Consider the following 24,061-nt stretch of genomic DNA (forward strand, 5'->3'; position numbering starts at 1 on the left):
TGGAACCCCCCACACAAACCATCTGACACCCTCGTGCTTGCCGATGATAGTTGGCGCTTGTTTTTTCAACGTTACCCGTTCCCCGGCCCTGCCCGTTCCCCGGCCCTGCCCCGTTCTCCGGCCCTGCCCGTTTTCCCGGCCCTGCCTGGCAACCCTGCCCTTTCCCCGGCCCTACCCCTTTCCCCAGCCCCTACCCGCTAACCCAGGCACGCGGCACGAAAAAACACCCGACCCCACCACGGCGGGATCAGGCGTTGGATGCTCGATATAAAGCGCGACGAGCTAAGTCAGTGTAGTTTGCCCTAAGACTCTAGGATGAGAATCTAGGGCGCTGACTAGGAAGCAGCTGGTGCGTTCACGTCCTCTGGCAAAGCAGCCTTGGCAGCCTCGCACAGGGTGGAGAAAGCGTCGAAGTCGTTAACAGCCAGCTCAGCCAGCATCTTGCGGTCAACCTCGATCTCAGCAAGACGCAGCCCCTGGATCAGACGGTTGTAGGTGATGTCGTTCATGCGGGCGGCAGCGTTGATGCGCTGGATCCACAGCTTACGGAAGTCACCCTTACGAGCGCGGCGATCGCGGAATTCGTAAGTCTTGGAGTGGAGCATCTGCTCCTTGGCCTTGCGGTACAGGCGGGAGCGCTGACCACGGTAGCCCTTGGCGGAATTGAGTACTTCGCGACGCTTCTTCTTTGCGTTCACAGAGCGCTTGACACGTGCCACGGTGATACGTCCTTTACTTAGTTTTGGGTGTTATGAGTTGTAAAAGGTAGGAAAGGCTGAAGTAGTTATCCGAACGACGGAGAACCTTATGCCTTGCCTAGCAGTCGCTTCATGCGCTTGGTATCAGCGGGGGAAACGTCCTCGGTGCCCTTCAGGCGGCGGGTGCGACGGGAAGGCTTGCCCTCCAGCAGGTGGCGACGGTTGGCCTGCTCGCGGCGCAGCTTGCCGGAACCGGTGATCTTGATGCGCTTGGCAGCACCCTTGTGAGTCTTCTGCTTCATGAGAGAGCTCCTCTAGTTAGTATTTTGGCTTTACTTTTTGCCCTTGCGGAGTGGTCCAATGACCATGGTCATGTTGCGTCCATCTTGCTTGGCGCGAGTTTCCACCTGGCCGTATTCCTCGACGTCGGTGGCCAGCCGCTCCAGCAAACGGAAGCCCAGCTCCGGACGCGACTGTTCGCGACCGCGGAACATGATGGTGACCTTGACTTTGGACCCCTTTTCGAGGAATCGGATTACGTTGTTCTTCTTGGTTTCGTAATCGTGATCATCGATTTTCGGGCGGAACTTCTGTTCCTTCACCACGGTCTGCTGCTGGTTCTTACGAGACTCGCGGGCCTTCTGAGCCTGCTCGTACTTGAACTTGCCGTAGTCCATGATTTTGGCCACGGGCGGCTTGGCGTTCGGCGCAACCTCAACTAGGTCGAGGTCTGCTTCATAGGCCAGCTTGCGGGCATCGTCTGTTTTGACGATTCCGACCTGTTCTCCTCCGGGACCGACGAGTCGGACCTCAGGGACTCGAATTCGGTCGTTGATGCGAGCTTCAGCGCTAATGTGAACTCCTCAGTAGCAGTGGTTAAAGTCTTGTACCGATGCTGCACGCGAGGTTCCCCCATCCCCCAATAAATGGTCACGCTAGCTGTGGGTAGCACGTCGTTTTTAACCGACGCCCCGCTGGTCCACACAAGGTGACTCATTTGAACCCGCGCCCAATCCAAGGACGGTCGCTAGGTGGGAGGGAAACTCCACTTGCAGTCTGCTGACACTAATGTGCACCTGTTGTGCACACCAGCGTTTTTCAGACGGTAGTGGTGAACAGTGTAACAACACTTCGCTTGTCCACCAAATCGCTAAGGGAAAAGGCGCGGGATATTTGAGGCCCAGGCCCTTTAGACCATCTTTGCCAGGTAGCGACCGGTGTGGGATTAGAGCATCTTTGCCAGGTAGCGACCGGTGTGGGACTAGAGCATCTTTGCCAGGTAGCGACCGGTGTGGGACTCTCCTACCTCAGCCACTTGTTCCGGCGTGCCCTCCGCGACAACGGTGCCGCCGCCAGAACCACCCTCGGGACCCATGTCGACAATCCAGTCCGCTGCCTTGATCACGTCCAGGTTGTGCTCAATGATCAGCACGCTATTGCCCTTATCAACTAGGCCCTGGATGACAAGCATGAGCTTGCGGATGTCTTCGAAGTGCAGGCCCGTCGTCGGCTCATCAAGAATGTAGATGGTCCGGCCATTGGAACGCTTCTGCAGTTCCGCAGCTAGTTTCACGCGCTGGGCTTCGCCACCGGACAGTGTGGTGGCGGCCTGCCCCAATCGCACGTACCCCAAGCCCACGTCCACCAACGTGTCGAGGTAGCGGGCGATAGATGTCACGGGTGCGAAGAACTCAGCGGCCTCGGTGATGGGCATATCCAACACTTCCGCGATGTTCTTACCCTTATATTGCACTTCTAGGGTTTCACGGTTGTAGCGGGCGCCGTGGCACACCTCGCACGGTACGTACACATCCGGCAGGAAGTTCATTTCGATCTTCAACGTGCCGTCACCGTGACAGGCTTCGCACCGCCCACCTTTGACGTTGAAGGAGAATCGACCTGGGCCATAACCGCGTACCTTGGCCTCGGTGGTTTCGGCGAACAGCTTGCGGACCTTGTCGAACACTCCCGTGTAGGTGGCCGGGTTCGAGCGCGGTGTGCGGCCAATTGGCGACTGGTCGACCTGCACCAGCTTGTCGAGGTGTTCCAATCCGGTGACTTTTTTATGACGCCCCGGCACCACGCGCGAACGGTTGAGCTGGTTGCTCAAAACCTTGGCCAGGATCCCGTTGATCAGGGAAGACTTCCCCGAACCCGACACACCCGTAACGCAGGTCAATACGCCCAACGGTAGTGTGACGTCCACGTTCTTCAGGTTGTTTTCCTGCGCCCCGTGCACGGTGAGCATGCGCTGCTTATCGACGGGTCGCCGCTGCTCCGGTACCGCCAGAACGCGCTCCCCGGAAAGGTACGCACCGGTGAGCGATTCTTTAACCTTTTCAATCCCTGCGGGCTCACCCTGGTACACAATTTCGCCGCCGTACTCGCCAGCGCGCGGACCGATATCCACCAACCAGTCGGCGGTGCGAATTGTATCCTCATCGTGCTCCACCACAATGAGGGTGTTGCCGAGGTCGCGCAAATGCTGCAACGTGCTGATTAGCCGTTCATTGTCGCGCTGGTGCAACCCGATAGAGGGCTCATCTAGCACATACAGCACACCGGCCAACCCAGATCCGATTTGCGTGGCCAAGCGAATGCGCTGCGCCTCTCCACCGGACAGCGTTCCTGCGGAACGAGACATGGACAAGTAGTTCAATCCCACATCGAGTAGGAACTTCAAACGGGCCTGCACCTCTCGCAGGACCGCGCCGGCGATCATTTCTTCGCGCTTACTGAGGGTGAGGTTGTTGAGGAACGTAGAGGCGTCGGAAATAGAAAGGTCCGAAAGGTCTGCGATGGAAAGCTGTTGCTGCCCTGCGGCGATGGTAACCGCCAACACTTCGGGCTTGAGGCGGGAACCCTTGCATGTACTGCAGGGCACCTCGCGCATGTAGCTACGGTAGCGCTCCTTTTGACTCTCGGAATCGGTCTGCTCCAGCCGGCGGGATAGGAACGGCATGACGCCCTCGAACGGGGCGTTGTACTTGCGGGCGCGCCCGTAGCGATTCTTGTAGCTCACACTCAGCGGTGTGGAGTGGCCGCGCAACACGGCCTTTTGTTCCTTCTTCGTCAGCTCGTTCCACGGGGTGTTGAGGTCAACATCCAACTCGGCCGCCAGGGCCGTCAGCAGTTTTTCGAAGTATTTGCTGTTCGGGGAACTGGACCAGGGGGCGATCGCAGAGCGCAAGGGGGCATCCTCATCGGGGATGACCAGCATCTCGTCAACTTCCAACTTGGTTCCCAAACCGTCACAGGCCGGGCAGGCACCGTATGGGGAGTTGAAGGAAAACGTGCGCGGTTCCATTTCCTCCAGCGCAACCGGGTGGCCGTTAGGGCAGGCCATCTTCTCGGAAAAACGGCGCACTCGAAACTTGTCATCATCGGGCAAGCCCACAAAATCCAGGGCCACAATACCGTCGGCCAGTTTCAGCGCTGTTTCAACGGAATCGGTGAGGCGCTGGCGCTGGGCGGCTTTCACCTGCAGGCGGTCAACTACTACCGAGATATCGTGCTTAACTTGCTTTTCCAGCTTGGGTGGGTTGGACAGCTGGTGCACCTCACCGTCCACCTGCACACGGGAATAACCCTGGGATGCCAGGTCCTCGAAAAGATCCACGAATTCACCCTTGCGGGTACGCACGACGGGGGCCAGAACCTGGAACTTTAGCCCCTCTTCCATCTCCAGCACCTGATCCACGATCTCCTGTGGGGTTTGGCGCTGGATGACTTCGCCACACTCCGGGCAGTGGGGTGTACCCGTGCGCGCGTAAAGCAGACGCAGGTAGTCAAAGATTTCCGTGACGGTACCCACAGTCGAACGCGGGTTGCGGTTCGTGGATTTCTGGTCGATGGAAACCGCGGGTGACAGCCCCTCGATCATCTCCACATCGGGTTTGTCCATCCGGCCTAGGAACATGCGCGCATATGAACTCAGCGATTCGACATACCGGCGCTGCCCTTCAGCGAAGATGGTGTCGAAGGCCAGCGAGGACTTACCAGAACCGGACAGCCCCGTGAATACGATCATTTTGTCGCGCGGCAAGTCGATATCCACGCCCTTGAGGTTATGTTCCTGCGCGCCGCGGACAATTAATCGTTCAGCCACTATGTGAGCCCTCCTGGTAACAACGACGGAATCTGCCGTTGTCGATGATACATTTTCGACGATACATTCGAATTTTACGCCACGTCCCCCGGGTTGTGCACTCTTCGCTACGGTGGGGGCTATGACTAAACCAACGCTGAACCACGTTACCCATTTCGGCGCTCTGACCGAACCTCGTGATACTGAGGTGGTGGAGGGAACCGATTTCACCGTTGTACACACGACCGTCGGGTCGATGGACAACAACTGCTGGTTCATTGCCCGCGATGGCCAAGCACTGCTAATCGATGCTGCTGATGATGCGGCCCATTTGTTGGCGATTGCGGATGAGCTGGGCGTCGAGATTAAAGATGTCCTCACCACCCACCAACATGCCGACCACACCCGCGCGCTGACCGAAGTGCTCGCAGCGACCGGAGCACGTCATCACGCACCGCGCAAGGATGCCGAGGCGATTCCCGCGCCAGCCGATGAAACTTATGGCACCGACGACGGGGTGGCGGAAAACCTGCGGTTAGCCTCCGGTGCGTTGAACAGTTTGGAGTTGCAGGTCGTTGAGCTCCGCGGCCACACCCCGGGCGGCCTGGCCGTTCTGGGTTCTTTACCCGACGCCGCATCGTCCTCCCCATGTGCGTGGGTAGGTGACAGCGTTTTCCCTGGTGGGGTGGGTAAAACCTCCAACGAGGAAGACTTTCAGCAACTGCTGGACGATGTGAACTCGAGGATTTTCTCGCTGTCCGCCAACACGATCATCTACCCCGGTCACGGCGATTCCACCACAGTGGGTGAAGAAAAGCCCAAGGTCGATGAATGGCGCGCTCGCGGTTGGTAATCGGCGGGCTGGGGGCTCAGTTGAGCTGGCGTTTTCCAGTCGGACCTACCTGTTCCCCTAACGCGTGTCTGTCACTTTCGCTAAACTGTGATCCATTAACACCACTAAATGTATTCAAGGAGAGATCTAAATAATGATCCGCACTCTCGCACGTCCGCTGCTCGCGTCTGCCTTCGCCGTTGATGGCGCGCAGATGGTGAAGGACTCGAAGAAGTACTCCGAGGAAGCGGCCGCGATTTCCGGTCAGCTGCGCGCAGTTCTTCCTCCGAACATTTCCATGTACATCCCAAGGGATGCTGAAACCAACGCGCGCATCCTCGGTGGGGCCAAAGTTCTGGCATCTGCAGCCCTGGCTACCGGTAAGGCTCCTCGCCTGGCAGCCACCACCCTAGCGGCCATCCAGGTCCCCACCACGTTGCACCGCCATGCATTCTGGTCTGCTCAGAATTCCTCCGATAAGGAAAGCAAGAAGCGTGGCCTGCTGACTGATGCCGCACTACTGGGTGGCCTGTTCATCACCAGCGCGGACACCGCCGGTAAGCCAGGTTTGGCTTGGCGCGTACAGAAAGCGATGCCGGGCAAGTCCGAGCAGGAAAAGATGATCGCCAACGCCCAGGATCAGGGCAAGCAGTTCGCTGCCACCGCTTCCGATCAGGCTCAGAACTTGTTCGAGAAGACCAAGGACGTGGCAGGACAGGTTTCTGAGGCCGTGAGCGAATACGTTGACGAACACTCCGATGACTGGAAGAGCACCGCGAACGACCTGAAGGACAACGCCCTGAACTACCGCGATCAGGCTGTTGAGTTCGCTTCTGACTTCTCCGCAAAGCAGAGCAAGGAAGCCAAAAAGGCTGCGAAGAAGGCCCAGAAGAAGGCAAAGAAGTCCGCCAAGAAGTTCTAAACTTTGCCAGATTCACATAACTCGGTCGAGGTAGCTGCAGAGCAGGCTTACCTCGACTTTCTGCTTGGCAAGGTCGATTCCAGTCGCGCCCGGTTGGAAAGCAAGCTCAAGGCAGTCCGCCTCGAGGCAGATATCGATGATCCCCAAGGTCTGATGATGCGTGACCGCGAGGCCAGGGATATCGATCAACGCCTTGACGAACTGTCGGCGGCGGAGATCGGCCTGATGTTCGGTCGCATCGATGTGACTGATCCGGATCCTGAGAATCCCGTGCCAGGGCGCGCGGGTGTGGACCGCAGGTACATCGGCCGCATCGGCATCCACGATTCCGATGCGGCGATGCGCACCTTGCTCATGGACTGGCGCGCGCCAATGGCCCGCCCTTTTTACCTAGCCACCACACTGCACCCCGATGGCGTGCAGGTTCGTCGGCATATCACCACGCGCGGGCGAACAATCACCACTGTCACCGACGAGGTGCTGTCTGCGCCTGGGGAGGGTGAGGCCACGGGCCTTGAGGGCGTCGATACAGGAGGGGTGGCGACCGAAAAGGCGCTACTTCACGCGGTCAACCGGGCCCGCACCCAGCACATGCGGGATATCGTGGAAACGATTGCTGGGGAGCAAGACCGGATTATCCGTTCGGAACATCGCGGGGTGACCGTGGTGCAAGGGGCGCCGGGGACGGGAAAAACTGCGGTGGCTCTGCACCGGGCGGCGTTTCTGCTGTATACATGGCGCGAGCAACTGCGGCACACAGGTGTGCTGATCATCGGGCCAAACAAACGGTTCTTGGAATACATCTCGCAGGTGCTGCCGTCGCTGGGTGAGACCGGTGTGGTTTTGGCAACTCCCGGTTCACTGTTGCCTGGGGTGCAGACGGTGCCCGAGCGGTCGTTGTTGGCGCGTGAAATCAAGGGTTCCATCGAGATGGTCACGATTCTGCGCGAGGCGGTGAAATCGTGGCAGACCGTGCCGGAGGCTCCGATTGAGCTGACCCACGACGGGGTGCCGCTGCAGCTCACGCCTGCGATGATCCGCGCTGCGCGCACGAAGGCCCGCCGTTCCCGTCGCCCGCACAACAAGGCTCGTGCGCTGTTTGCCGAGCACCTCACGCGAGCGGTCGCCGATACCTTGGCGCGCAAAATTGGCGACGATCCTCTAGGCGGTGCCAACTTGTTGTCCGCGGGCGATCGCGCTCAGCTGCACGATGATCTGGCGGCGGATCCCCACCTTCAGGACATCATTGACGATGTGTGGCCGATGTTGACTCCCGGCCAGGTGTTGGCCGAGCTTTTTGCCCACCCGGAGGTCGCCGCTTTTGATTATGACGACGCCACCCTGGACGGCCTTCGTTGCCATGACCTGGGGGCGGATGGTCAGCCAGCATGGACCGATGCGGATGCTCCCCTGCTGGATGAATTGGCCGATATGCTGGGGTTGATCGACGATGAGGAGCGGGAGGCCGCCGAGCGCGAGGCTTGGCTGGACAAGATTTCCGAGGCCCAGGAGGCCCTGGATATTTTGACCGGTTCGGCTTCGCAAGACCTGGATGATGGGTTTGCGCCCGAGATCCTGATGGCCTATGACGTGCTGGATGCGGAGATGCTGGCGCAGCGCCAGCAGGAACGGGATCTGCGCTCTACCGCTCAACGGGCAGCGGCGGACCAACGCTGGGCCTTCGGCCACGTCATCGTGGATGAGGCCCAAGAATTATCAGCTATGGCGTGGCGCATGATTTTCCGGCGCAGTCCGAACAAGTGGATGACAATTGTGGGTGATCCTGCACAAACGTCGAACCCCAGCGGGGTGGATACGTGGGAAGCCACGCTGAGACCGTTCGTGGGCGACCGTTGGCAGTTGCACGAGTTGACCGTGAACTACCGTACCCCGCGTGACATTGCGGAGGTGGCGAATGAGTTGCTCCCTAGCATTGCACCGGACCAGGTGGGCGCGACACCCCTGCGGGATAGCGGAACTGGTATCCGCCACTTCCCCCTTGGCCAGCTGCGCGCGGCGCTCACTGGGGCGCGCACCGCTGCCGGCGATGGCTTGGTGGGAGTGATCTTTTCTAAGGACGACGCCGAGGTCAGCGCCACAGTGACTACCGTTCTTGAAGAGATGGATGCAGAAGGCGCTGCACAACTTCCAGAGTCGGGGCATCGCGTCGTCGCCGTTGACGTCACCGAGGCGAAGGGCTTGGAGTTCGACGAGGTTGTGTTGGTGGAGCCGGGGTCCATCGCCTCCGCTTCCCCCCAGGGCTTAAACGACATTTATGTTGCGATGACGCGCGCAACGCAGGGGTTGAGTGTGGTGCATGACCGCGATGTGCCGTGGTCAGAAGGCAATTTACTGTAGTCACAGCAAAGGAATTAGCGACTCGCTGTCGGGTCATGCACACTTCGGTGCGTTTCGCATCTTGAACGTGAGACTCAGGTTACATTAGGGGTTAACTAAGGGGGTAGCGAAACCGGCGCCACACTAACGATTCCGGTTTTCAAAAAATAGGACAAATCCTGCGCATTTATTGAAAAACAAGCATCTTGTTTTCTCATTTTATCCCGCAAACGAAACTTTAATAGTTATGATCTATAACTTTCGCGCCGTAGTCTGATTAATCACAAAGTGAAGACATCCCCATAAGTGGGATCAATGACGGAATCGAGTGGTTACATTATGACTTTTCGGGCAAGGGTTCGAGCGTGCAGCGCGGCAATCGCTATCTCCCTCACCATGACCTTTGGCCTCGGTTCTCTCGTTAATGCGCCGCGTGTGGCGTCGGCCCAAGAAAACACCAGTGAAGTGGAACCATCTGAAAAAGCCCCCGCAGTCCCCCGTCTCCAACCGCGTATGGCCACGCCGTACGCACTGGTAGCTGGCACGGTTGGAAACTGGGGAAATAGCCCAGGCCCCTTAGTCTCCCCGACTCACGATTTCGCCACACCCGTGAAGTCCACGCAAACGCAAAGCTCTTCTGTGGGCAGCGACAGCTTCCTCATCGGAGGAACAACCGGTGCTGCAATCTCTAAGATCCGTTACTGCTACGACGATGGCGCAACCACGTCGTTCAACTTTTCCCTCATCAACGTTTCTGAGGCACCCACGCTAAAGATCGCGGGGATCATCGATACAACTGCAGCATCAAAGACCATTCTGTATGACAGCCAGAGGCTACCAATCGGTCAAGAATTCCCTCTCGCTGGGGGTTACAAGCTGCAATTCCAAAAAACGTATGAAGGCGCTACCAGCACTAGGGATTGTTTCAGCCTTAGTTTCACAGGCCCAAGCGGCCAACCAACTCCGCTTGAAATCCCAGCGAACACCCAAGTGGATGTCAACTGGCTGTGGTCGGAACGCAACCCCAGTAGAATTCCCGCTAGCCCGACCCGCGCCACGATCTTCGTTGACGGCGTGAAGACCGGCACTGACGTCACGCCTCCGGCAGACGGCGGTTCTGATCCCGATGCAGGAACCGGTGTATGTGCTGCGACAGGTGGCACAGTGTGGGTGGGCCGATCTGCCCACTCCAATCCTGGGCAGACCTTCAATGAACGCAACACCACCCAACTGTTCACTCAGGAATACGGTTCCACCAAGTTCACGGCCGTTGGGCCGGAAACGAACTGGGTCTATAACGCCCTTGCTTACAACCCAAAGGATGGCTACCTGTACGCAGTGAGCCAAGGCCGTATCAAAACTATTGCTTCCACGTCTGGCAATACCCAGACCTACGACGAGGATCCTCGGTACCCCGCTGGCCATCTACTGAAGATTTCTCCAGTCAACGGCGCAGTTCAAGACTTAGGAAAAATCAACGGTATTCAGTCTCAACGCGTTGGAACGTGGCCCAATGATCTATGGGGAGGAATTACCTCCGGAACCATCCTGTCGGACGGTACCTACGTATTCTCCAACTCATCCCAATCGGGAACGAAAAACATGTACACGCTGAGCTGGGGAGCAACAGGCTACTCAAAGACGGCCGCGCGATGAACCGGGACTGAACTCAACTCCAACGACTACACATACTTGGTCCGACCAGACGGATCGACAAGCGATTGGGTCTACGGAATCCAAAATGGTTCAAGCATTCTGGAACGTGTCAATGTGCGTACCGGTGTTCGGCAGCAAACCGATCTTTCACGGCTAACCGACCCTTTGGGCAATCGAGTCCCTTCGGGAATCTACGGCACCACGTGGACATACCCAAATGGCAACCTGGGTTTTGGACTCAATGGGCAGCTCACCGGTTTCCAGGTGAAGGTCATAGAGGATGCATCCGGCTTCCGGGCAGAGCTGGTCAACAAAGTTCCCGTCCCAACGTCGCAGTCCAATGACGCGGCCTCCAATGCACTGGTTGTTCCTAAAACCGATCTCAAAGTGGAGAAAGTCCTCAAGGGTATCGACAATGGCGTTGCCACTTGGGAAATCAAGGTGATCAATGAAGGTCCTTGTGGTTCATCCGGATTCAACGTCAACGACCTTGTACCCAATAGCTACCGCAATGTGAGGATTACGCAGACAACGGCAGGTTGGGTCAGCAATTCCCTGCAACCACAAGTCAATGGCCAACAAGTGGTCGCACTTCACGGCCCACTGCGGAAGGGCGAAAGCGCCAGCTTAACACTCCAAGCCAACGTTGCTTCATCTACCAATGGCTGCGTGGAAAACACCGCCAGCGTTTTAGGTAACGAGGGCGATGACACAACGGCGAACAACACGGCCTCTGATGGTGGTTGCTCCTTGGACATCCGTAAAGATGTCGTTGATGTTGACAACAACGGTGTGATCGATGCGAAAGATTCGGCCGCACCCGGGCCAAACGGCACCCGCACGATCAGCTACGACATTGTTGTTTCCAATCCGAAGGACGGAACACGACGAACCTACTCACTGTCCGACACGCCTCGCTTTGCGAACCTGGTGAGTATCACAGGGGGCAAAGTGTCCTCCCCTGTCCTTCAGCCAAGTTCCAAAGACCTATCGGGGGCTGGCCCGTGGGAGTTGGCGCGTGGCGTGACAATCGCTCCCGGTGACAGCCACCGATACCGGGTCGAGGTCTACTACAAGCCCCCGTCCTCGGACGTGAGCCGCGAAGCAACTGCACAGTGTATTGATGGAAAGCCAGACAACGGCCTGTTCAATACCGCGAATGCCGCTTGGGATGGTGGGCAGAAAAAAGACGAGGCTTGTGCGCCGATCACCAATGACCGTGACGTCACGCTGAAAGTTAAGAAGCTGAACGCTGACGGTGGTACTACCCCACTGACAGGTGCACAGTTTTCGATTCATGCTGTTAATCCCGACGGTTCGTTAGGCTCGCGCCTTAAGCCCCTGGATGCCGCGGATCAGAACGGTTTTTATACCGCCGTACTGAAGCCAAACACGCAGTACTTCCTCGTCGAGAATCAGTCGCCCGAGGGTTTTATGTTGCTGCCCGCACCAGTGAAATTCAGCGTTTCGTTGGGGGCCAGCGATCGGGATTCTGCGCGGATTTCCGTTCTTTCCGACTCGCTTGCAATCGAGTCCACGCCACTGGAAAACAGTTCCCCAACCATTGCCTATATGAATGTCTCCGATGTGCATAAAGGCGACCTTCCCAAAACCGGCGGCAGCGGTTATTACCAAAGCGCCCTGGCAGGGATGCTGTTGACCATCTTCGGCCTCTTATTCCTTATTTATCGTCGCAATACCGCGTAAGGACATACGTGTTTCACCCCTTGTTTATAACGACAGGGCATCGGGCCAGGACAACAGCAAGACGTCGAACCAGCAATTCGGTACGGCGTCCAACTATGACTACGGCAAGGCAGCCGCCCATTAAAACGCCAAGGTGCCGAGCCGGGCCCATGCCTCCACGTCTACGGGCATCTTAAACATTCACTTCACCCCCTCTTTGAAAGGAATTCCCACCATGACAACCTTGATCGCAAAGCGGACGCTGTCTTTTAGCGCGGCTGCGGTACTCGCTCTGGCCCCCATCGCTTCTGGAATCGCAACCGAAAGTACTGTGCCGGTGGCTCAGGCACAGTCGGTATCCACTATCGATAACAACCAGGCGCTGTCCCTCACGATTCACAAGCGTATTGGCGCCGAGGGAGAACAGGGTAACGGAACCGTGATCCAGGAACCTAATGGCAAACCCGGTGCCAATATCAAGTACAAGGTCGAACTGGTTCAGCCGTTGAACACGGCCGATGACTGGAAAAAGGCCGCCGGCATCAAGGACGCCGCAACGGCGACAGCATGGACAGGCGATGGACGCTACTCCGAGGAGAAAACTACTACCCAGGACGGCGATGCCAACTTCACTGGCCTCAAAAAGGGCCTGTACAAGGTAACCGAAACCGAGGTACCGGCAAACTCGGGCCTGGTTCCTGGTGCGCCCTTCTTGGTTTACGTCCCCATGACCAACCCAGACAACAAGAGCTGGATCTACGACGTCCACGCTTATCCTAAGAACTCTGAGGTCGCCATTGAGAAGCAGGTAGAAGACCAGGACGCTCAGATCGGCCAAGAGTACAAGTACACGATCAGCTCGGGCATTCCTACAGGAAAGTCCATCACAAAGTACGTCGTGCGCGATACCCTCGATAAGGCTCTGGACGCCACTAACGCCAAGATCGCGGTATCCCTCGGCGCAAACAAAGAGTCCGCCGCTTCCTTGGTGCAAGGCACAGACTACGAGGTGAAGAAGGCTGGACAGCAGATTGAGGTCGAGTTCACGGAAACCGGTCGTGGAAAACTCGTGGGCAAGTCCGATCAGAAGGTCTTCACCAGCATCACCACCAAGACCACTCAGTTCGTTGAGCACGTTCTCAACGACGCCACGCTGATCGTCAACAACGGTTCCAGCGAAAGTGACACCGAGAAGAAGTCCGAAGACGTACACACCTACTGGGGTCAGGTAGAAATCCAGAAGAAGGATGGCGATTCTAAACAGGGCCTCCAAGGTGCGCAGTTCCAGGTGGTTAAGTGCCAGCAAGGTAATGGAGGGTGGGAGCAAGTTGGATCTGACGCTCTCACCATTGACGGTAAGCAGACGTTCGAGACCAATGGCCAAGGTCTGGTCTCCATCAAGGGCATTCACGTCACCGACTTTGCTGACAACACGGTGAAGGCTTCCAACTACTGCCTGAAGGAAACCAAGGCTCCGGAAGGATACGTTGCGAATGATCAGTTGGTGCACTTCGAACTGCAAAAGGACCAATACAAGGCGGAGCAGCCGGGGTCTATCAAGTACACGGCTGAGGTCTTGAACTACACCGATTCCAACCGTCTCCCCAACACCGGTGGCGCAGGTTTCATCGGTCTGGTTTTGGCAGGCCTGGCCATCATCGGCGGCGGAGCTTTCTGGGCTGTCCGTAACTCCCGTCGCAGTAACTAACACCCAATGATGTGGTGTGGGTGCTGATAACGCACCACATCATTGCCCTAGCTTTTTGGGGCTAAAACTCCCTAACCGTAGAGCATCACTTGCGAACAAGTAACAGGAATGTGCATGAGTATTAACACCGCGAAGCCGAAGCATCAGAGGAATTCCTATGGTAAGCCTCCATCGGTGTTTCGCAAGACATTCCTGCCTTTACTTGTCATCATCGTGGGTATGCTCGTGATGCTCTATCCGGTCTACGCTTCCCAATGGAATAACTTTCAGCAGCATAAAATCAGCCAACGTTACCAAGAAGATATCCAGCAAGCGGATCCCCACAAGCTTTCTGAAGCTGTTGAAAAAGCTCGGGAATACAACAAACAACACACAAACGGGCCAATCCTTGACCCATGGCTTGCACGTGTTAACGAGGACAATACGGAATACCGGGACTACCTCGCGCAACTATCCGGACAGTCGGCCATGAGCATTGTCTCCATCCCGTCCATTGAAAGCCAGCTGCCCGTTTACCACGGGACAACGGATGAAGTACTTCAGAAGGGCCTTGGCCACCTCTATGGTTCTGCGCTCCCAGTGGGCGGTAAAGGGTTCCACTCGGTCATCACTGGTCACACTGGCCTTTCCAACGCAACTCTCTTTGACAACCTCATCGATGTAAAAAAGGGTGACGCAATCTATGTGTCCACATTCGGAGAAAAGCTAAAGTACCAGGTTGTCGACACAGAAGTTGTGTTACCCGATCAAATCGATGGATTAAAAGCCAAGCCTGGACAAGACCTGTTAACCCTCGTCACGTGCACCCCATATGGTGTGAACACCCACCGCCTGCTCGTCCATGCCAAGCGCGTTCCATTGGATCCGTCTGACGAAGAAGCGTTCAGCAACAAGGGATGGAAAATTCAACCTTGGATGTGGGGGCTGATGGCGCTGGCCTTAGCAATCATCACCATCCTTGTGTGGTGGATTCGACGAGAAAAGCGCAAGGTAAAAAGCTTAGAAAGCAAGTGAGTGGAATTATGAAAATGGTTAATTCTCGCAATAGCCGCCCTACAGTGATTCGCACGACGGTCAGGCGCGCTGTCATCGCTTCAAGTCTGGTCTTCACCACGGCTCTAAGCCCCGCTCCTCTCGTCGCGAGCATCGCCACTGCTAAAACAATCGTCGGTGACGCTAAACCATCTACCCGCCCTGATTTTGACGTGAATGCCCTGGGTACTCTAACCATTCATAAAGGCGAACCCAATTGGTTTGATTCTCGGAAAGATCAAAAGCCCTTTGGTCCAATCTCCGGGATTGAGTTTCAGGCTCAGCGGGTGCGGTGCGCCGACCCTACCTCCAAAGATTTCTTTTCCACCGTCACCGACATGACGGTCACTGGGGCGAAGACCTGTGGCTTCGAAGAAACCTACACGGCTTTCACAAACGCGCGCGGCACCGCTGTCTTTCATGACCTGCCCGTAGGTCTTTACCTCATCACGGAAATGCCAGGTCCAAATCCAGAGCTCGACTATCGAACTGCCGATCCCTTCCTGATCACAGTTCCTATTGGTCAATCTGGATCATGGCAGTACAACGTTGAAGTGAATACCAAACCGGCGCCCCATGAGGCCCCGCCTACTCCTCCAACGAAGCCGCCTAGCTCCACCCCGCCTTCCCCTCCGGGGAACACGCCACCGGCCACTCCGAGTACTCCTCCCCGCACTCCTCCAGGAGACACACCGCCAGCAGGTGAAAGCACCCCACCAACGGCCCCAGGGCAACCACCCCATAACCCCAACGATGCCGGAGGCCGTCGGGATGGCGCGCTCCCTGTCACGGGCGCATCAATTGCTGTGGCGTTGTTAGTGGGATCCGCTTTGGTCCTCCTCGGTGCTCTTGTGATGCTCAGGCGAAAGGCCAATAACTCCGACAACTAGAAGACAAAACAACTGCCGCATTATGCCTCGCCAATGAAGCTAGGCGTAATACAGCAGTTGTTTGATAGGGCATATCGACCGCACGAGGCTATACAGCCCCATTCAGGAATACGGCAATTCCAAACATCGCCGGTGGCGCTATTCGCCCAGATTTAAGACCTAGATCAGACCCTGCACCCCTCAGTCCACCGTGTGCACAATCATCACGTCACACTGTGCCTGGCGCGCCGCATCGGCGGGCACGCTTCCCAGCAAGCGCCCTGTGAGGGAGTTAATCCCGCGGTTGCCAACCACCAGCAGGTCCGCCTGTTCCTTTGTCGCCACCGCGATCAGGGCTTCCACGGGACTGCCTTCCTGCAGGACCAGCTTGGGCTCGGACACACCCTCTTCCATGGCCACGGCCTTCGCATCCCCTAGGATTTCTTCGGCCACATCGTCCCCCACCACGGTACGGCTTTCACCGCGCGAAGCCGCCATCGCATCCGCACTGGCCTTGTAGTACGCACTGGCCAGTACCAACCGGGCACCCACTGCATGCGCAATGCCCGCCGCCCGCCGAACCGCCAAAAACGACGATTTCGAACCGTCAGTTCCAACCAAGATTGTGTTATACATCCACTCTCCTACAACTGTCTTACCGGCTCAATCCTACCGTCTGATGCGCACAGGACAGTGCGTGCGCCGCCGGGCCCAGGATTACAGCCCGGCTTCCTTCATGCCCCGCAGTTCCTTCTTCAAATCTTGGATCTCATCGCGCAATCGGCCAGCTAACTCAAACTTCAATTCACGCGCCGCCGCCTTCATCTGTTCGGTCAAATCACTGATGAGCTTTTCCAACTGTGGCCGGGCCATATCCCCCGCCTGCTCACGGTCGATACCCGGGGAGGCCACGGCGGCGTCGGATGAAAGGGAAGCAGCCGCGTCATCTGCTGCTTGCTTGCCTTCCAATTCAGCGACCTGATCCAGAATGTCGGCAATCTTCTTTCGCAGTGGTTGCGGATCGATGCCATGTTCTTTGTTGTACTCGATTTGTTTGGCTCGACGCCGCTCGGTCTCATCGATGGCGTACTGCATGGAGTCGGTCATCTTGTCCGCGTACATGATCACTTCACCGGACACGTTACGGGCAGCGCGACCGATCGTCTGGATCAACGAACGCGTGGAGCGCAGGAATCCCTCCTTGTCCGCATCGAGAATTGCCACAAGGGATACCTCGGGCAAATCCAGGCCCTCACGCAACAGGTTGATGCCGACCAGCACGTCGTATTCGCCCAACCGAAGCTGGCGCAGCAACTCCACACGTTTGAGCGTGTCGATATCGGAGTGCATGTAGCGGACCTTCACTCCATGTTCCAGCAGGTAGTCCGTGAGGTCCTCCGCCATGCGCTTGGTCAGGGTGGTCACCAATACGCGCTCGTTCTTTTCTGTGCGGTGGCGGATCTGTTCGATCAGATCGTCGATCTGCCCCTTCGTCGGCCGCACCTCGACCTTTGGATCCACCAAGCCCGTGGGGCGAATGACCTGTTCGACGAATTCGCCACCGGCAGCGGCAATTTCGTAATCACCGGGCGTGGCGGACATGTACACGCACTGGCCCTTGCGATCATCAAATTCCTCCCACGTCAACGGGCGGTTGTCCAGCGCGCTCGGCAGGCGAAATCCATGCTCGACTAGGTTGCGCTTGCGGGACATATCGCCTTCGAACATGCCACCGATCTGTGGGACCGTCACGTGGGACTCATCGATAATGGTCAAAAAGTCCTCGGGGAAATAGTCGATCAGCGTGGCCGGGGCACTGCCCGCGGGTCGGCCGTCGATGTGGCGCGAGTAGTTCTCGATGCCGCTGGTAAACCCCACCTGTTGAATCATCTCTAGGTCGTATTCCGTACGCATCCGCAACCGTTGCGCTTCCAGCAACTTACCGCGATTCTCCAGCTCCCCTAGGCGCTGCTGCAGTTCCTCCTTGATCGCCGCGATGGCCTTTTCCATGCGCTCAGGGCCCGCTACGTAGTGAGTTGCCGGGAAAATGCGCAGCTCGTCGACTTCTCGGATCACGTCGCCGGTCAGGGGGTGGATATAGTACAGTGCGTCGATCTCATCGCCGAAGAATTCCACGCGCACGGCCAGCTCCTCGTACGCCGGAATGATGTCCACGGTATCGCCCTTCACACGGAATGCGCCGCGGGTAAAGGACATATCGTTGCGTGTGTATTGAATGTCTACCAGCAGGCGCAGGAACTGATCCCGGTCGATTTCCTCACCCACCTTCAACATGACGGACCTATCTAGGTAGGACTGTGGCGTACCCAGGCCATAGATGCAGGACACGGAGCTCACCACCACCACGTCACGGCGAGATAGCAGGTTGGATGTAGCCGAGTGGCGCAACCGCTCCACGTCCTCGTTAATGGACGAGTCCTTTTCAATGTAGGTATCGGTCTGCGCGATATACGCCTCGGGTTGGTAGTAGTCGTAGTAAGAAACGAAGTATTCTACCGCGTTGTTAGGCAGCAGACTGCGCAGCTCGTTGGCCAGCTGGGCAGCCAACGTCTTATTCGGCGCCATCACCAAGGTGGGCCGCTGCACCTTCTCGATCAACCACGCTGCCGTTGCAGATTTACCAGTGCCGGTCGCACCCATGAGAACCACATCGCGTTCACCGCGGTCCAACCGCTCCGCCAGCTCGGCGATGGCGTGGGGCTGGTCGCCGGCGGGCTTGTATTCACTGATGACCTCAAACTGGCCCGCGGTGCGTTCCACCTCCCCCACGGGACGGAACTCGGAATAGGACAACTCAGGGCGTTCTGCTGCAAAAGCCATGAGCCCTACACTAGCGCGAAATGGTCTCCCAGAATGTGTCGACCTGCGCGATCAGCGTTTCTCGGTCACCGCCGTTGTCCAGCACCGTATCCGCCGCCTGCAACCGGGTATCGCGGTCAATCTGGGCTGCTATTCGACGCCGCGCATCGCTCTCTTCCAACCCCCTGTAGTTCACGAGCCTTTCCACGCGCACGTCATCCGGAGCATCCACCACGAGTACGTGATCCATGTGCCGGTACTCCCCATTTTCAATGAGCAACGGCATGTCGTAGACCACGACTTCCACTCCAGATGCTTCGGCTTCCGCGAACAGTTGCTGCGTGCGCTGCCTGATGCGGGGGTGGGTAATGGAGTTGAGCTTTTCCGTGGCCTCCGGAGTAGCGAAGGCCTGGCGTGCCAGCTCCGCTCGGTTGAGCGAACCGTCCTGGTTCAAGATCCCATCGAAGGCCTCCACAAGTTCCGCCAAGGCCGGTTGCCCAGGTTCTACGATCTCGCGGGCGACGTGGTCGGCGTCGATAATAGTGGCCCCCAACTGCTGCAACCGGGAAGCAGCCGTCGACTTGCCGGAGCCGATGCCACCGGTGAGTCCTATCTTGAGCATGGGAAACGTACTCCTAAAGTGAATGACTAGTGCACTGGACTCGCCGCAGGCGAGTCAAGTGGGACAACCTTGAATACCGCTAGGAACCAAGCGGATTGAAGAACCACTTATTTGCGGCCAGCATGCACTGCGACCAAGAAGCCATCGTATTGGTGAAATCCACACGCAACTGATCGGCCTTGTAGATTTCCCCAGCGGCGACGGCCTTCTGCCACTCCGTCTGAATCTCGGCGGATTGGTTTTGCAGTTTTTCGCAGGTGGAAGGGCTGCTCAGAAGGAATGACGCCGAACCCATCGACGGCAGCGTGAACTGAGGCAGAGGCTGTGCGGTTTCAGCAGATGCGGGCGCGGCGCCGGCAACTAACCCCGCAGTGAGGGTGACGGCAGCGGTCGCCCCGGCAACGGAAAAACTCTTCAACGTGATCATGCGGTTTAAGTTACATCACTTTTCCGACAGGCATGTGGTTCAATCAGGTCTATGACTTTTCAAGACTTCGATAGTGATACTCGCGCTACCGTTGCACGCGCTTCGCGGGGCGTGCGCCGGTTCCGTCCCGGAGTAGCCGTCCTTTCCGTAGGTGCGACCGCCGCTTCCCTACTCATGGGCACGGTGGTTTCCAGCGGTGTTGCCCAGGCGGGGCCATGCTCGAAGTACACCCCGACCACGTCGGATGCCATAGCCGCGCTTTCTGGCCCCAGCGCCCTGGGCAGTTCCAGTTCGCCATCGTGGCTGGGTGGGATCCCCATCGGTTTGCCTACATTGAAGGGCAACACCCAGGCCATGCATATTTTGACCGGCCCCAACGGCCCCGATCAGCTGTCCAAGTTCGGCTTGGCTAGCACCGACTTGGGCTTCATGTGGGATGCTGGTGACGGTCGCACCCTAGCCGCGTTCGGCGATTCTTTCAGCTGTGGGGCGAACAACAACGGCTGGCATTCGAATGCCATTTACGAGTCCGATGACCAGGATCCCTCCAACGGCATCAACTTGACCAAGCCAGTCAATGCGTCTCGTTCGTCGGAGTTCCTCCCGCGTTCTCTCAAAGTCGACGGCGTGGAAATGACCGTCATCCCCACTGCCGGTATAGAGGTAGATGGCACACAGTACGTGGACTTCATGTCGGTGAAGAAGTGGACCACGCCCGGGCAGTGGATCACCAACTACGCAGCCACCGCGCAATCCACTGACGGCGGGAAAAACTGGTCTGTGCTAGACGGGTCCAAGCGCACCAACACCAACCCATCCAAGGATTCCCGACTGCCGAAGCTCCCCGCGCACACTGCGGGTGCGGAGAACTTCCAGATGACCGCTTTCGCCAAGCCTCCGGCAGGCAGCAGTGATTCGTACATCTACGTTTACGGCACCCCGAATGGTCGCTCTGGCCAGGCACGGCTGGCTCGTTTCCCTAAAAACTCTTTCGCCCTCTTCCCTGGCGCTACTTCTCTATCCGACGCCGAATTCTTCAACGGCCGCGGTTGGACCCGGTCAATGGCGGATGCTGCTCCCGTACTTGATGGCAGGGTATCCGAGCTTTCTGTGATGTACCACCCCAAGCAAAAAGCCTGGTTGGCTATGTATGAGGCTCCCCAGGGGGTAGTGGTCCGCAAGGCAGACAAGCCCGAGGGGCCATGGACTGCGCCGAAGACTCTTGTTTCCCGCGTGGAGTTAGGCGATCTGTACGGGGCTTTCATGTTCCCGCACCAGGTTGATAACAACCTGTACTGGGTTGCTACAACGTGGAAGGATTACAACCCAGTGGTGTACAAGACGGACCTCACGAAGGTGTTTTAACGTGTCGTAGCCAGCACACGCTTAGTCCCCGGCAGCTTTCGCTGCCGGGGACTTTCATGTGTTTACACCGTGGGGTGCGCCACGCGGAGCGCCGCCTTGTGCGCCACGCAGTGCCTGAGCTTCTAGCGCTCTAGGATAGCTACAACGCCCTGGCCACCTGCAGCACAGATGGAGATCAGCGCGCGGCCACTGCCCTTTTCTTCCAGCAGCTTGGCGGTGGTGGCGATAATACGGCCACCGGTAGCGGCGAATGGGTGACCTGCCGCCAACGAGGATCCCTTGACGTTGAGCTTGGCACGGTCGATGGATCCCAGAGGCTTGTCTAGGCCCAGACGCTCGCGGCAGTACTCCTCGGATTCCCACGCCTTGAGGGTGGCGATGGTCTGAGACGCAAATGCCTCGTGGATCTCGTAGAAGTCGAAGTCTTGCAAGGTCAGACCGTTGCGCTCCAGCATGCGTGGAACTGCGTAGGTTGGGGACATCAGCAGTCCGTCAGGGGTCATACCATCGTGGCCCTGCAGGAAGTCCACAGATGCAACCTCGGAATCAACTAAGTATGCACGCACTGGAATGTTGTGCTCCTTTGCCCAATCCTCGGAGGCTGCCAGCACAACGGAAGCACCGTCGGTCAGCGGGGTGGAGTTTCCAGCGGTCATGGTGGCCTTGGTGCCGTGTTCGATTGCATCGCGCTTGCCGAAAACAGGCTTGAGCTTGCCCAGTTTTTCCATGTTGGAATCCGGGCGCAAGTTGGTATCGCGCTGCACGCCCAAGAATGGGGTAATGAGGTCCTCGAAGAAGCCCTCCTCGTATGCCTTCGCCAGCTTTTGGTGGGATTCCATTGCCAGCTGGTCCTGCTCCTCGCGGGTCAGGTTGAACTCGCGAGCGGTGATCGCAGCGTGGTCGCCCATGGACAAGCCCGTACGTGGTTCACCGTTGGAAGGCTGCTCCGGAGCCAGCTGAGCCGGGCGGATGGAACCGGCCAACTTCAGACGCTCACCGGTGGTCTTCGCGTTGTTGATCTTGATGAGAGTCTTGCGCAGAGTGTCATTCACTGCCAGCGGGGCGTCGGAAGTAGTATCCACACCGCCAGCGATACCAGCCTCGATACGGCCCAGGGAGATGGCGTCTGCAACCTGCACCAGCGCTGCCAAACCGGTACCGCAGGCGAGCTGAAGATCGAAAGCCGGGGTGTAGTTAGACAGCGCGGAACCCATGACGGTCTCGCGAGTGAGGTTGAAATCACGGGCGTGCTTCAGCACGGCGCCGGCGACAACCAAGCCGAGCTCTTCGCCCTGCAGACCGTAGCGTGCGACGAGGCCGTCGAGCGCAGCAGTCAACATATCTTGATTGGATGCATTTGCGTACTCCTTGTTGGAACGCGCAAATGGGATGCGGTTGCCGCCGAGGATGGCGACCTTACGTGGGGTACCTGCAGTCATAGTTCTTTCACTCCAATTAAATATGGGGTTTCGTGGTCAATTTGCCACACGGTGACGAAAACCACCGTAGGGTTATACATGAGAACATACACAGTTCCCGGAGACCGCGAAGGCGGTTTGGGAATAATGCTAGTCACAAAGGAGTCACAGGAATTGTCTTCCAACCCTGATGCTTATCTGAAGTTCATCAACTCGAATGCCGGAAAGACCATCGCCAAGCAGGTCGGTATTCCCGTTCCAACCAAGCTGCGCCGTTACGTACCAGGTGAGCCAGCGCTCGACGGCCGTGTTCTGCTAGGCGGTTCCGGACGACTGGTCAACCAGATCCAGCAGATCCTCGCCGATGACTACAAAGTCACCACCACCGTCGGCGACAACAAATACGCGGGCTTGGTGTTCGACGCCACCGGCATCAAGAACCCCGAAGACCTTCGCCAGCTTTACGATTTCTTCCACCCCGTGATGCGCCAGCTGCAGCCCTGCGCTCGGTTGCTGGTCATCGGCACCACCCCTGAGCTTGTTGAAGATACCGACGAACGCATCGCCCAGCGCGCTCTGGAGGGCTTCACTCGTTCTGTGGGTAAGGAGCTGCTGCGTGGCGCCACGGTTCAGCTGGTTTACGTCTCCCCCAAGATTGACGACACCTTGGCTGGTTTGGAATCCACCCTGCGCTTCGTACTTTCCGGTAAATCTGCCTTCGTCGACGCCCAGGTCATCCGCGTTGACGAGTCCGGCGCTACCGCACCGGCTGATTGGGAAAAGCCATCCACGGGCAAGATCGCCGTGGTTACCGGTGCCGCTCGTGGCATTGGCGCGACCATTGCGGAAGTTCTGGCTCGCGATGGCGCGAAGGTCATCTGCGTGGATATTCCAGCAGCTGGCGAGGGCTTGACGGAGACCGCTAACAAGGTTGGCGGCACTGCTTTGCCACTGGATGTCACTGCCGCCGATGCAGCTGACAAGTTGAAGGAGCACGCTGAGGCTCGACACGGCGGCCCAATCGACATCATCGTCCACAACGCTGGTATCACCCGCGATAAGCTGCTAGCCAACATGGATGAGGGTCGCTGGGATTCCGTTGTGGCCGTTAACTTGGTCGCTCCTGTACGCATCACCGAGAAGCTGCTGGAAAACGGTGGCCTGGCTGACAACGGTCGTGTGGTCGGCGTGGCATCGATCGCAGGTATTGCCGGCAACCGCGGCCAGACCAACTACGGCGCTACCAAGGCCGGCGTGATCGGCCTCGTCGATTCCCTGTCCGAGAAGCTAGCGGCTAAGGGCATCACCGTGAACGCTGTTGCCCCGGGCTTCATCGAAACCCAGATGACCGCTGCTATCCCATTCGGCACCCGTGTGGGTGGCCGTCTGCTGAGCTCTTTGCAGCAGGGTGGCGAGACCGTGGACGTCGCCGAGGCAATCGCATACTTCGCCTCCCCAGCATCCCAGGCCGTCACCGGCAACGTGGTCCGCGTGTGCGGCCAGGCGATGATGGGTGCCTAAGCGATATCAGCGGAATCACGCTTCGGGTTTTTGTTCCGGAGCATCACGCTTAAAGGAGCGT

At 57.8% G+C, this 24,061-nt stretch carries 18 protein-coding genes and 1 pseudogene; 10 read left to right on the top strand and 9 right to left on the bottom strand.

From position 1 onward, the window contains the following. Positions 1-335: 335 nt before the first annotated feature. From rplT to uvrA, 4 genes are all read right to left on the bottom strand, one after another. Complete coding sequence (gene rplT, locus HMPREF3098_RS00485; protein WP_035113345.1) at positions 336-719, bottom strand: 50S ribosomal protein L20; 384 nt, start codon at positions 717-719, stop codon at positions 336-338. Between the two features lie 86 nt (positions 720-805). After that, complete coding sequence (rpmI, locus tag HMPREF3098_RS00490) at positions 806-1,000, bottom strand: 50S ribosomal protein L35 (protein WP_013888305.1); 195 nt, start codon at positions 998-1,000, stop codon at positions 806-808. 30 nt (positions 1,001-1,030) lie between these two features. Further along, entirely contained in the window at positions 1,031-1,552 is a 522-nt protein-coding gene (gene infC, locus HMPREF3098_RS00495; RefSeq protein WP_083283854.1) for a translation initiation factor IF-3, read from the bottom strand. Between the two features lie 407 nt (positions 1,553-1,959). Then, entirely contained in the window at positions 1,960-4,806 is a 2,847-nt protein-coding gene (gene uvrA, locus HMPREF3098_RS00505) for an excinuclease ABC subunit UvrA (protein ID WP_070433593.1), read from the bottom strand. Between the two features lie 121 nt (positions 4,807-4,927). Between uvrA and HMPREF3098_RS00510 the strand changes: the two genes are divergently transcribed. From HMPREF3098_RS00510 to HMPREF3098_RS12015, 8 genes and pseudogenes are all read left to right on the top strand, one after another. Continuing rightward, positions 4,928-5,638, top strand: coding sequence for an MBL fold metallo-hydrolase (locus tag HMPREF3098_RS00510; protein WP_070433594.1), 711 nt, complete (start codon positions 4,928-4,930; stop codon positions 5,636-5,638). 133 nt (positions 5,639-5,771) lie between these two features. After that, entirely contained in the window at positions 5,772-6,539 is a 768-nt protein-coding gene (locus tag HMPREF3098_RS00515) for a DoxX family protein (RefSeq protein ID WP_035113348.1), read from the top strand. Between the two features lie 3 nt (positions 6,540-6,542). Then, entirely contained in the window at positions 6,543-8,897 is a 2,355-nt protein-coding gene (locus HMPREF3098_RS00520; RefSeq protein WP_070433595.1) for a HelD family protein, read from the top strand. 492 nt (positions 8,898-9,389) lie between these two features. Beyond that, positions 9,390-11,990 (top strand): annotated as a pseudogene (locus tag HMPREF3098_RS12005) (hypothetical protein); the annotation flags it as partial. Positions 11,991-12,104: 114 nt separating this feature from the next. Next, on the top strand, positions 12,105-12,239 hold the full coding sequence (locus HMPREF3098_RS12010) for an LPXTG cell wall anchor domain-containing protein (protein ID WP_371440928.1): 135 nt from the start codon (positions 12,105-12,107) through the stop codon (positions 12,237-12,239). Positions 12,240-12,453: 214 nt separating this feature from the next. Next, the gene (locus tag HMPREF3098_RS00535; protein ID WP_070433598.1) at positions 12,454-13,926 is read left to right on the top strand and encodes a SpaH/EbpB family LPXTG-anchored major pilin; all 1,473 of its coding nucleotides are present in this window, start codon (positions 12,454-12,456) and stop codon (positions 13,924-13,926) included. A 114-nt stretch (positions 13,927-14,040) separates the two neighbouring features. Then, entirely contained in the window at positions 14,041-14,940 is a 900-nt protein-coding gene (locus tag HMPREF3098_RS00540; RefSeq protein ID WP_070433599.1) for a class C sortase, read from the top strand. A 14-nt stretch (positions 14,941-14,954) separates the two neighbouring features. Further along, positions 14,955-15,848 (top strand): pilin N-terminal domain-containing protein, encoded by an 894-nt coding sequence (locus HMPREF3098_RS12015; RefSeq protein ID WP_141739606.1) that lies wholly within the window; start codon positions 14,955-14,957, stop codon positions 15,846-15,848. A gap of 180 nt (positions 15,849-16,028) precedes the next feature. Here HMPREF3098_RS12015 and HMPREF3098_RS00550 read toward each other — a convergent pair whose 3' ends face one another. From HMPREF3098_RS00550 to HMPREF3098_RS00565, 4 genes are all read right to left on the bottom strand, one after another. Next, positions 16,029-16,463: a universal stress protein gene (locus HMPREF3098_RS00550; RefSeq protein ID WP_035113350.1), complete on the bottom strand. Its 435-nt coding sequence runs from the start codon at positions 16,461-16,463 to the stop codon at positions 16,029-16,031. A gap of 81 nt (positions 16,464-16,544) precedes the next feature. Next, positions 16,545-18,668: an excinuclease ABC subunit UvrB gene (gene uvrB / locus HMPREF3098_RS00555; protein WP_070433601.1), complete on the bottom strand. Its 2,124-nt coding sequence runs from the start codon at positions 18,666-18,668 to the stop codon at positions 16,545-16,547. 10 nt (positions 18,669-18,678) lie between these two features. Next, positions 18,679-19,269, bottom strand: a complete 591-nt coding sequence (gene coaE, locus HMPREF3098_RS00560; RefSeq protein ID WP_070433602.1) for a dephospho-CoA kinase — start codon at positions 19,267-19,269, stop codon at positions 18,679-18,681. Positions 19,270-19,348: 79 nt separating this feature from the next. Next, positions 19,349-19,696: a hypothetical protein gene (locus HMPREF3098_RS00565; RefSeq protein ID WP_052094846.1), complete on the bottom strand. Its 348-nt coding sequence runs from the start codon at positions 19,694-19,696 to the stop codon at positions 19,349-19,351. A gap of 51 nt (positions 19,697-19,747) precedes the next feature. Here HMPREF3098_RS00565 and HMPREF3098_RS00570 point away from each other — a divergent pair, with 51 nt between their 5' ends. After that, the gene (locus tag HMPREF3098_RS00570; protein WP_070433603.1) at positions 19,748-21,061 is read left to right on the top strand and encodes a DUF4185 domain-containing protein; all 1,314 of its coding nucleotides are present in this window, start codon (positions 19,748-19,750) and stop codon (positions 21,059-21,061) included. Between the two features lie 122 nt (positions 21,062-21,183). Here the strand turns inward: HMPREF3098_RS00570 and HMPREF3098_RS00575 are convergent, their stop codons facing one another. Further along, positions 21,184-22,500, bottom strand: a complete 1,317-nt coding sequence (locus HMPREF3098_RS00575; RefSeq protein WP_035113353.1) for an acetyl-CoA C-acetyltransferase — start codon at positions 22,498-22,500, stop codon at positions 21,184-21,186. 153 nt (positions 22,501-22,653) lie between these two features. Between HMPREF3098_RS00575 and HMPREF3098_RS00580 the strand changes: the two genes are divergently transcribed. Beyond that, positions 22,654-24,000: a 3-oxoacyl-ACP reductase gene (locus tag HMPREF3098_RS00580; protein WP_371440927.1), complete on the top strand. Its 1,347-nt coding sequence runs from the start codon at positions 22,654-22,656 to the stop codon at positions 23,998-24,000. The last annotated feature ends 61 nt before the right edge of the window (positions 24,001-24,061 follow it).

Origin of the sequence: Corynebacterium sp. HMSC28B08, from assembly GCF_001806865.1 — a bacterium.
Taxonomy (GTDB): Bacteria; Actinomycetota; Actinomycetes; order Mycobacteriales; family Mycobacteriaceae; genus Corynebacterium; species Corynebacterium auriscanis.

What these genes read in the sequence shown, in the direction of transcription:
- rpmI (WP_013888305.1), bottom strand. Translation starts at nt 1,000, where the DNA reads ATGAAGCAGAAGACTCACAAGGGTGCTGCCAAGCGCATCAAGATCACC.
- HMPREF3098_RS00510 (WP_070433594.1), top strand. Translation starts at nt 4,928, where the DNA reads ATGACTAAACCAACGCTGAACCACGTTACCCATTTCGGCGCTCTGACC.
- HMPREF3098_RS00515 (WP_035113348.1), top strand. Translation starts at nt 5,772, where the DNA reads ATGATCCGCACTCTCGCACGTCCGCTGCTCGCGTCTGCCTTCGCCGTT.
- HMPREF3098_RS12010 (WP_371440928.1), top strand. Translation starts at nt 12,105, where the DNA reads ATGAATGTCTCCGATGTGCATAAAGGCGACCTTCCCAAAACCGGCGGC.
- HMPREF3098_RS00535 (WP_070433598.1), top strand. Translation starts at nt 12,454, where the DNA reads ATGACAACCTTGATCGCAAAGCGGACGCTGTCTTTTAGCGCGGCTGCG.
- HMPREF3098_RS00540 (WP_070433599.1), top strand. Translation starts at nt 14,041, where the DNA reads ATGAGTATTAACACCGCGAAGCCGAAGCATCAGAGGAATTCCTATGGT.
- HMPREF3098_RS12015 (WP_141739606.1), top strand. Translation starts at nt 14,955, where the DNA reads ATGGTTAATTCTCGCAATAGCCGCCCTACAGTGATTCGCACGACGGTC.
- HMPREF3098_RS00550 (WP_035113350.1), bottom strand. Translation starts at nt 16,463, where the DNA reads ATGTATAACACAATCTTGGTTGGAACTGACGGTTCGAAATCGTCGTTT.
- uvrB (WP_070433601.1), bottom strand. Translation starts at nt 18,668, where the DNA reads ATGGCTTTTGCAGCAGAACGCCCTGAGTTGTCCTATTCCGAGTTCCGT.
- coaE (WP_070433602.1), bottom strand. Translation starts at nt 19,269, where the DNA reads ATGCTCAAGATAGGACTCACCGGTGGCATCGGCTCCGGCAAGTCGACG.
- HMPREF3098_RS00565 (WP_052094846.1), bottom strand. Translation starts at nt 19,696, where the DNA reads ATGATCACGTTGAAGAGTTTTTCCGTTGCCGGGGCGACCGCTGCCGTC.
- HMPREF3098_RS00570 (WP_070433603.1), top strand. Translation starts at nt 19,748, where the DNA reads ATGACTTTTCAAGACTTCGATAGTGATACTCGCGCTACCGTTGCACGC.
- HMPREF3098_RS00575 (WP_035113353.1), bottom strand. Translation starts at nt 22,500, where the DNA reads ATGACTGCAGGTACCCCACGTAAGGTCGCCATCCTCGGCGGCAACCGC.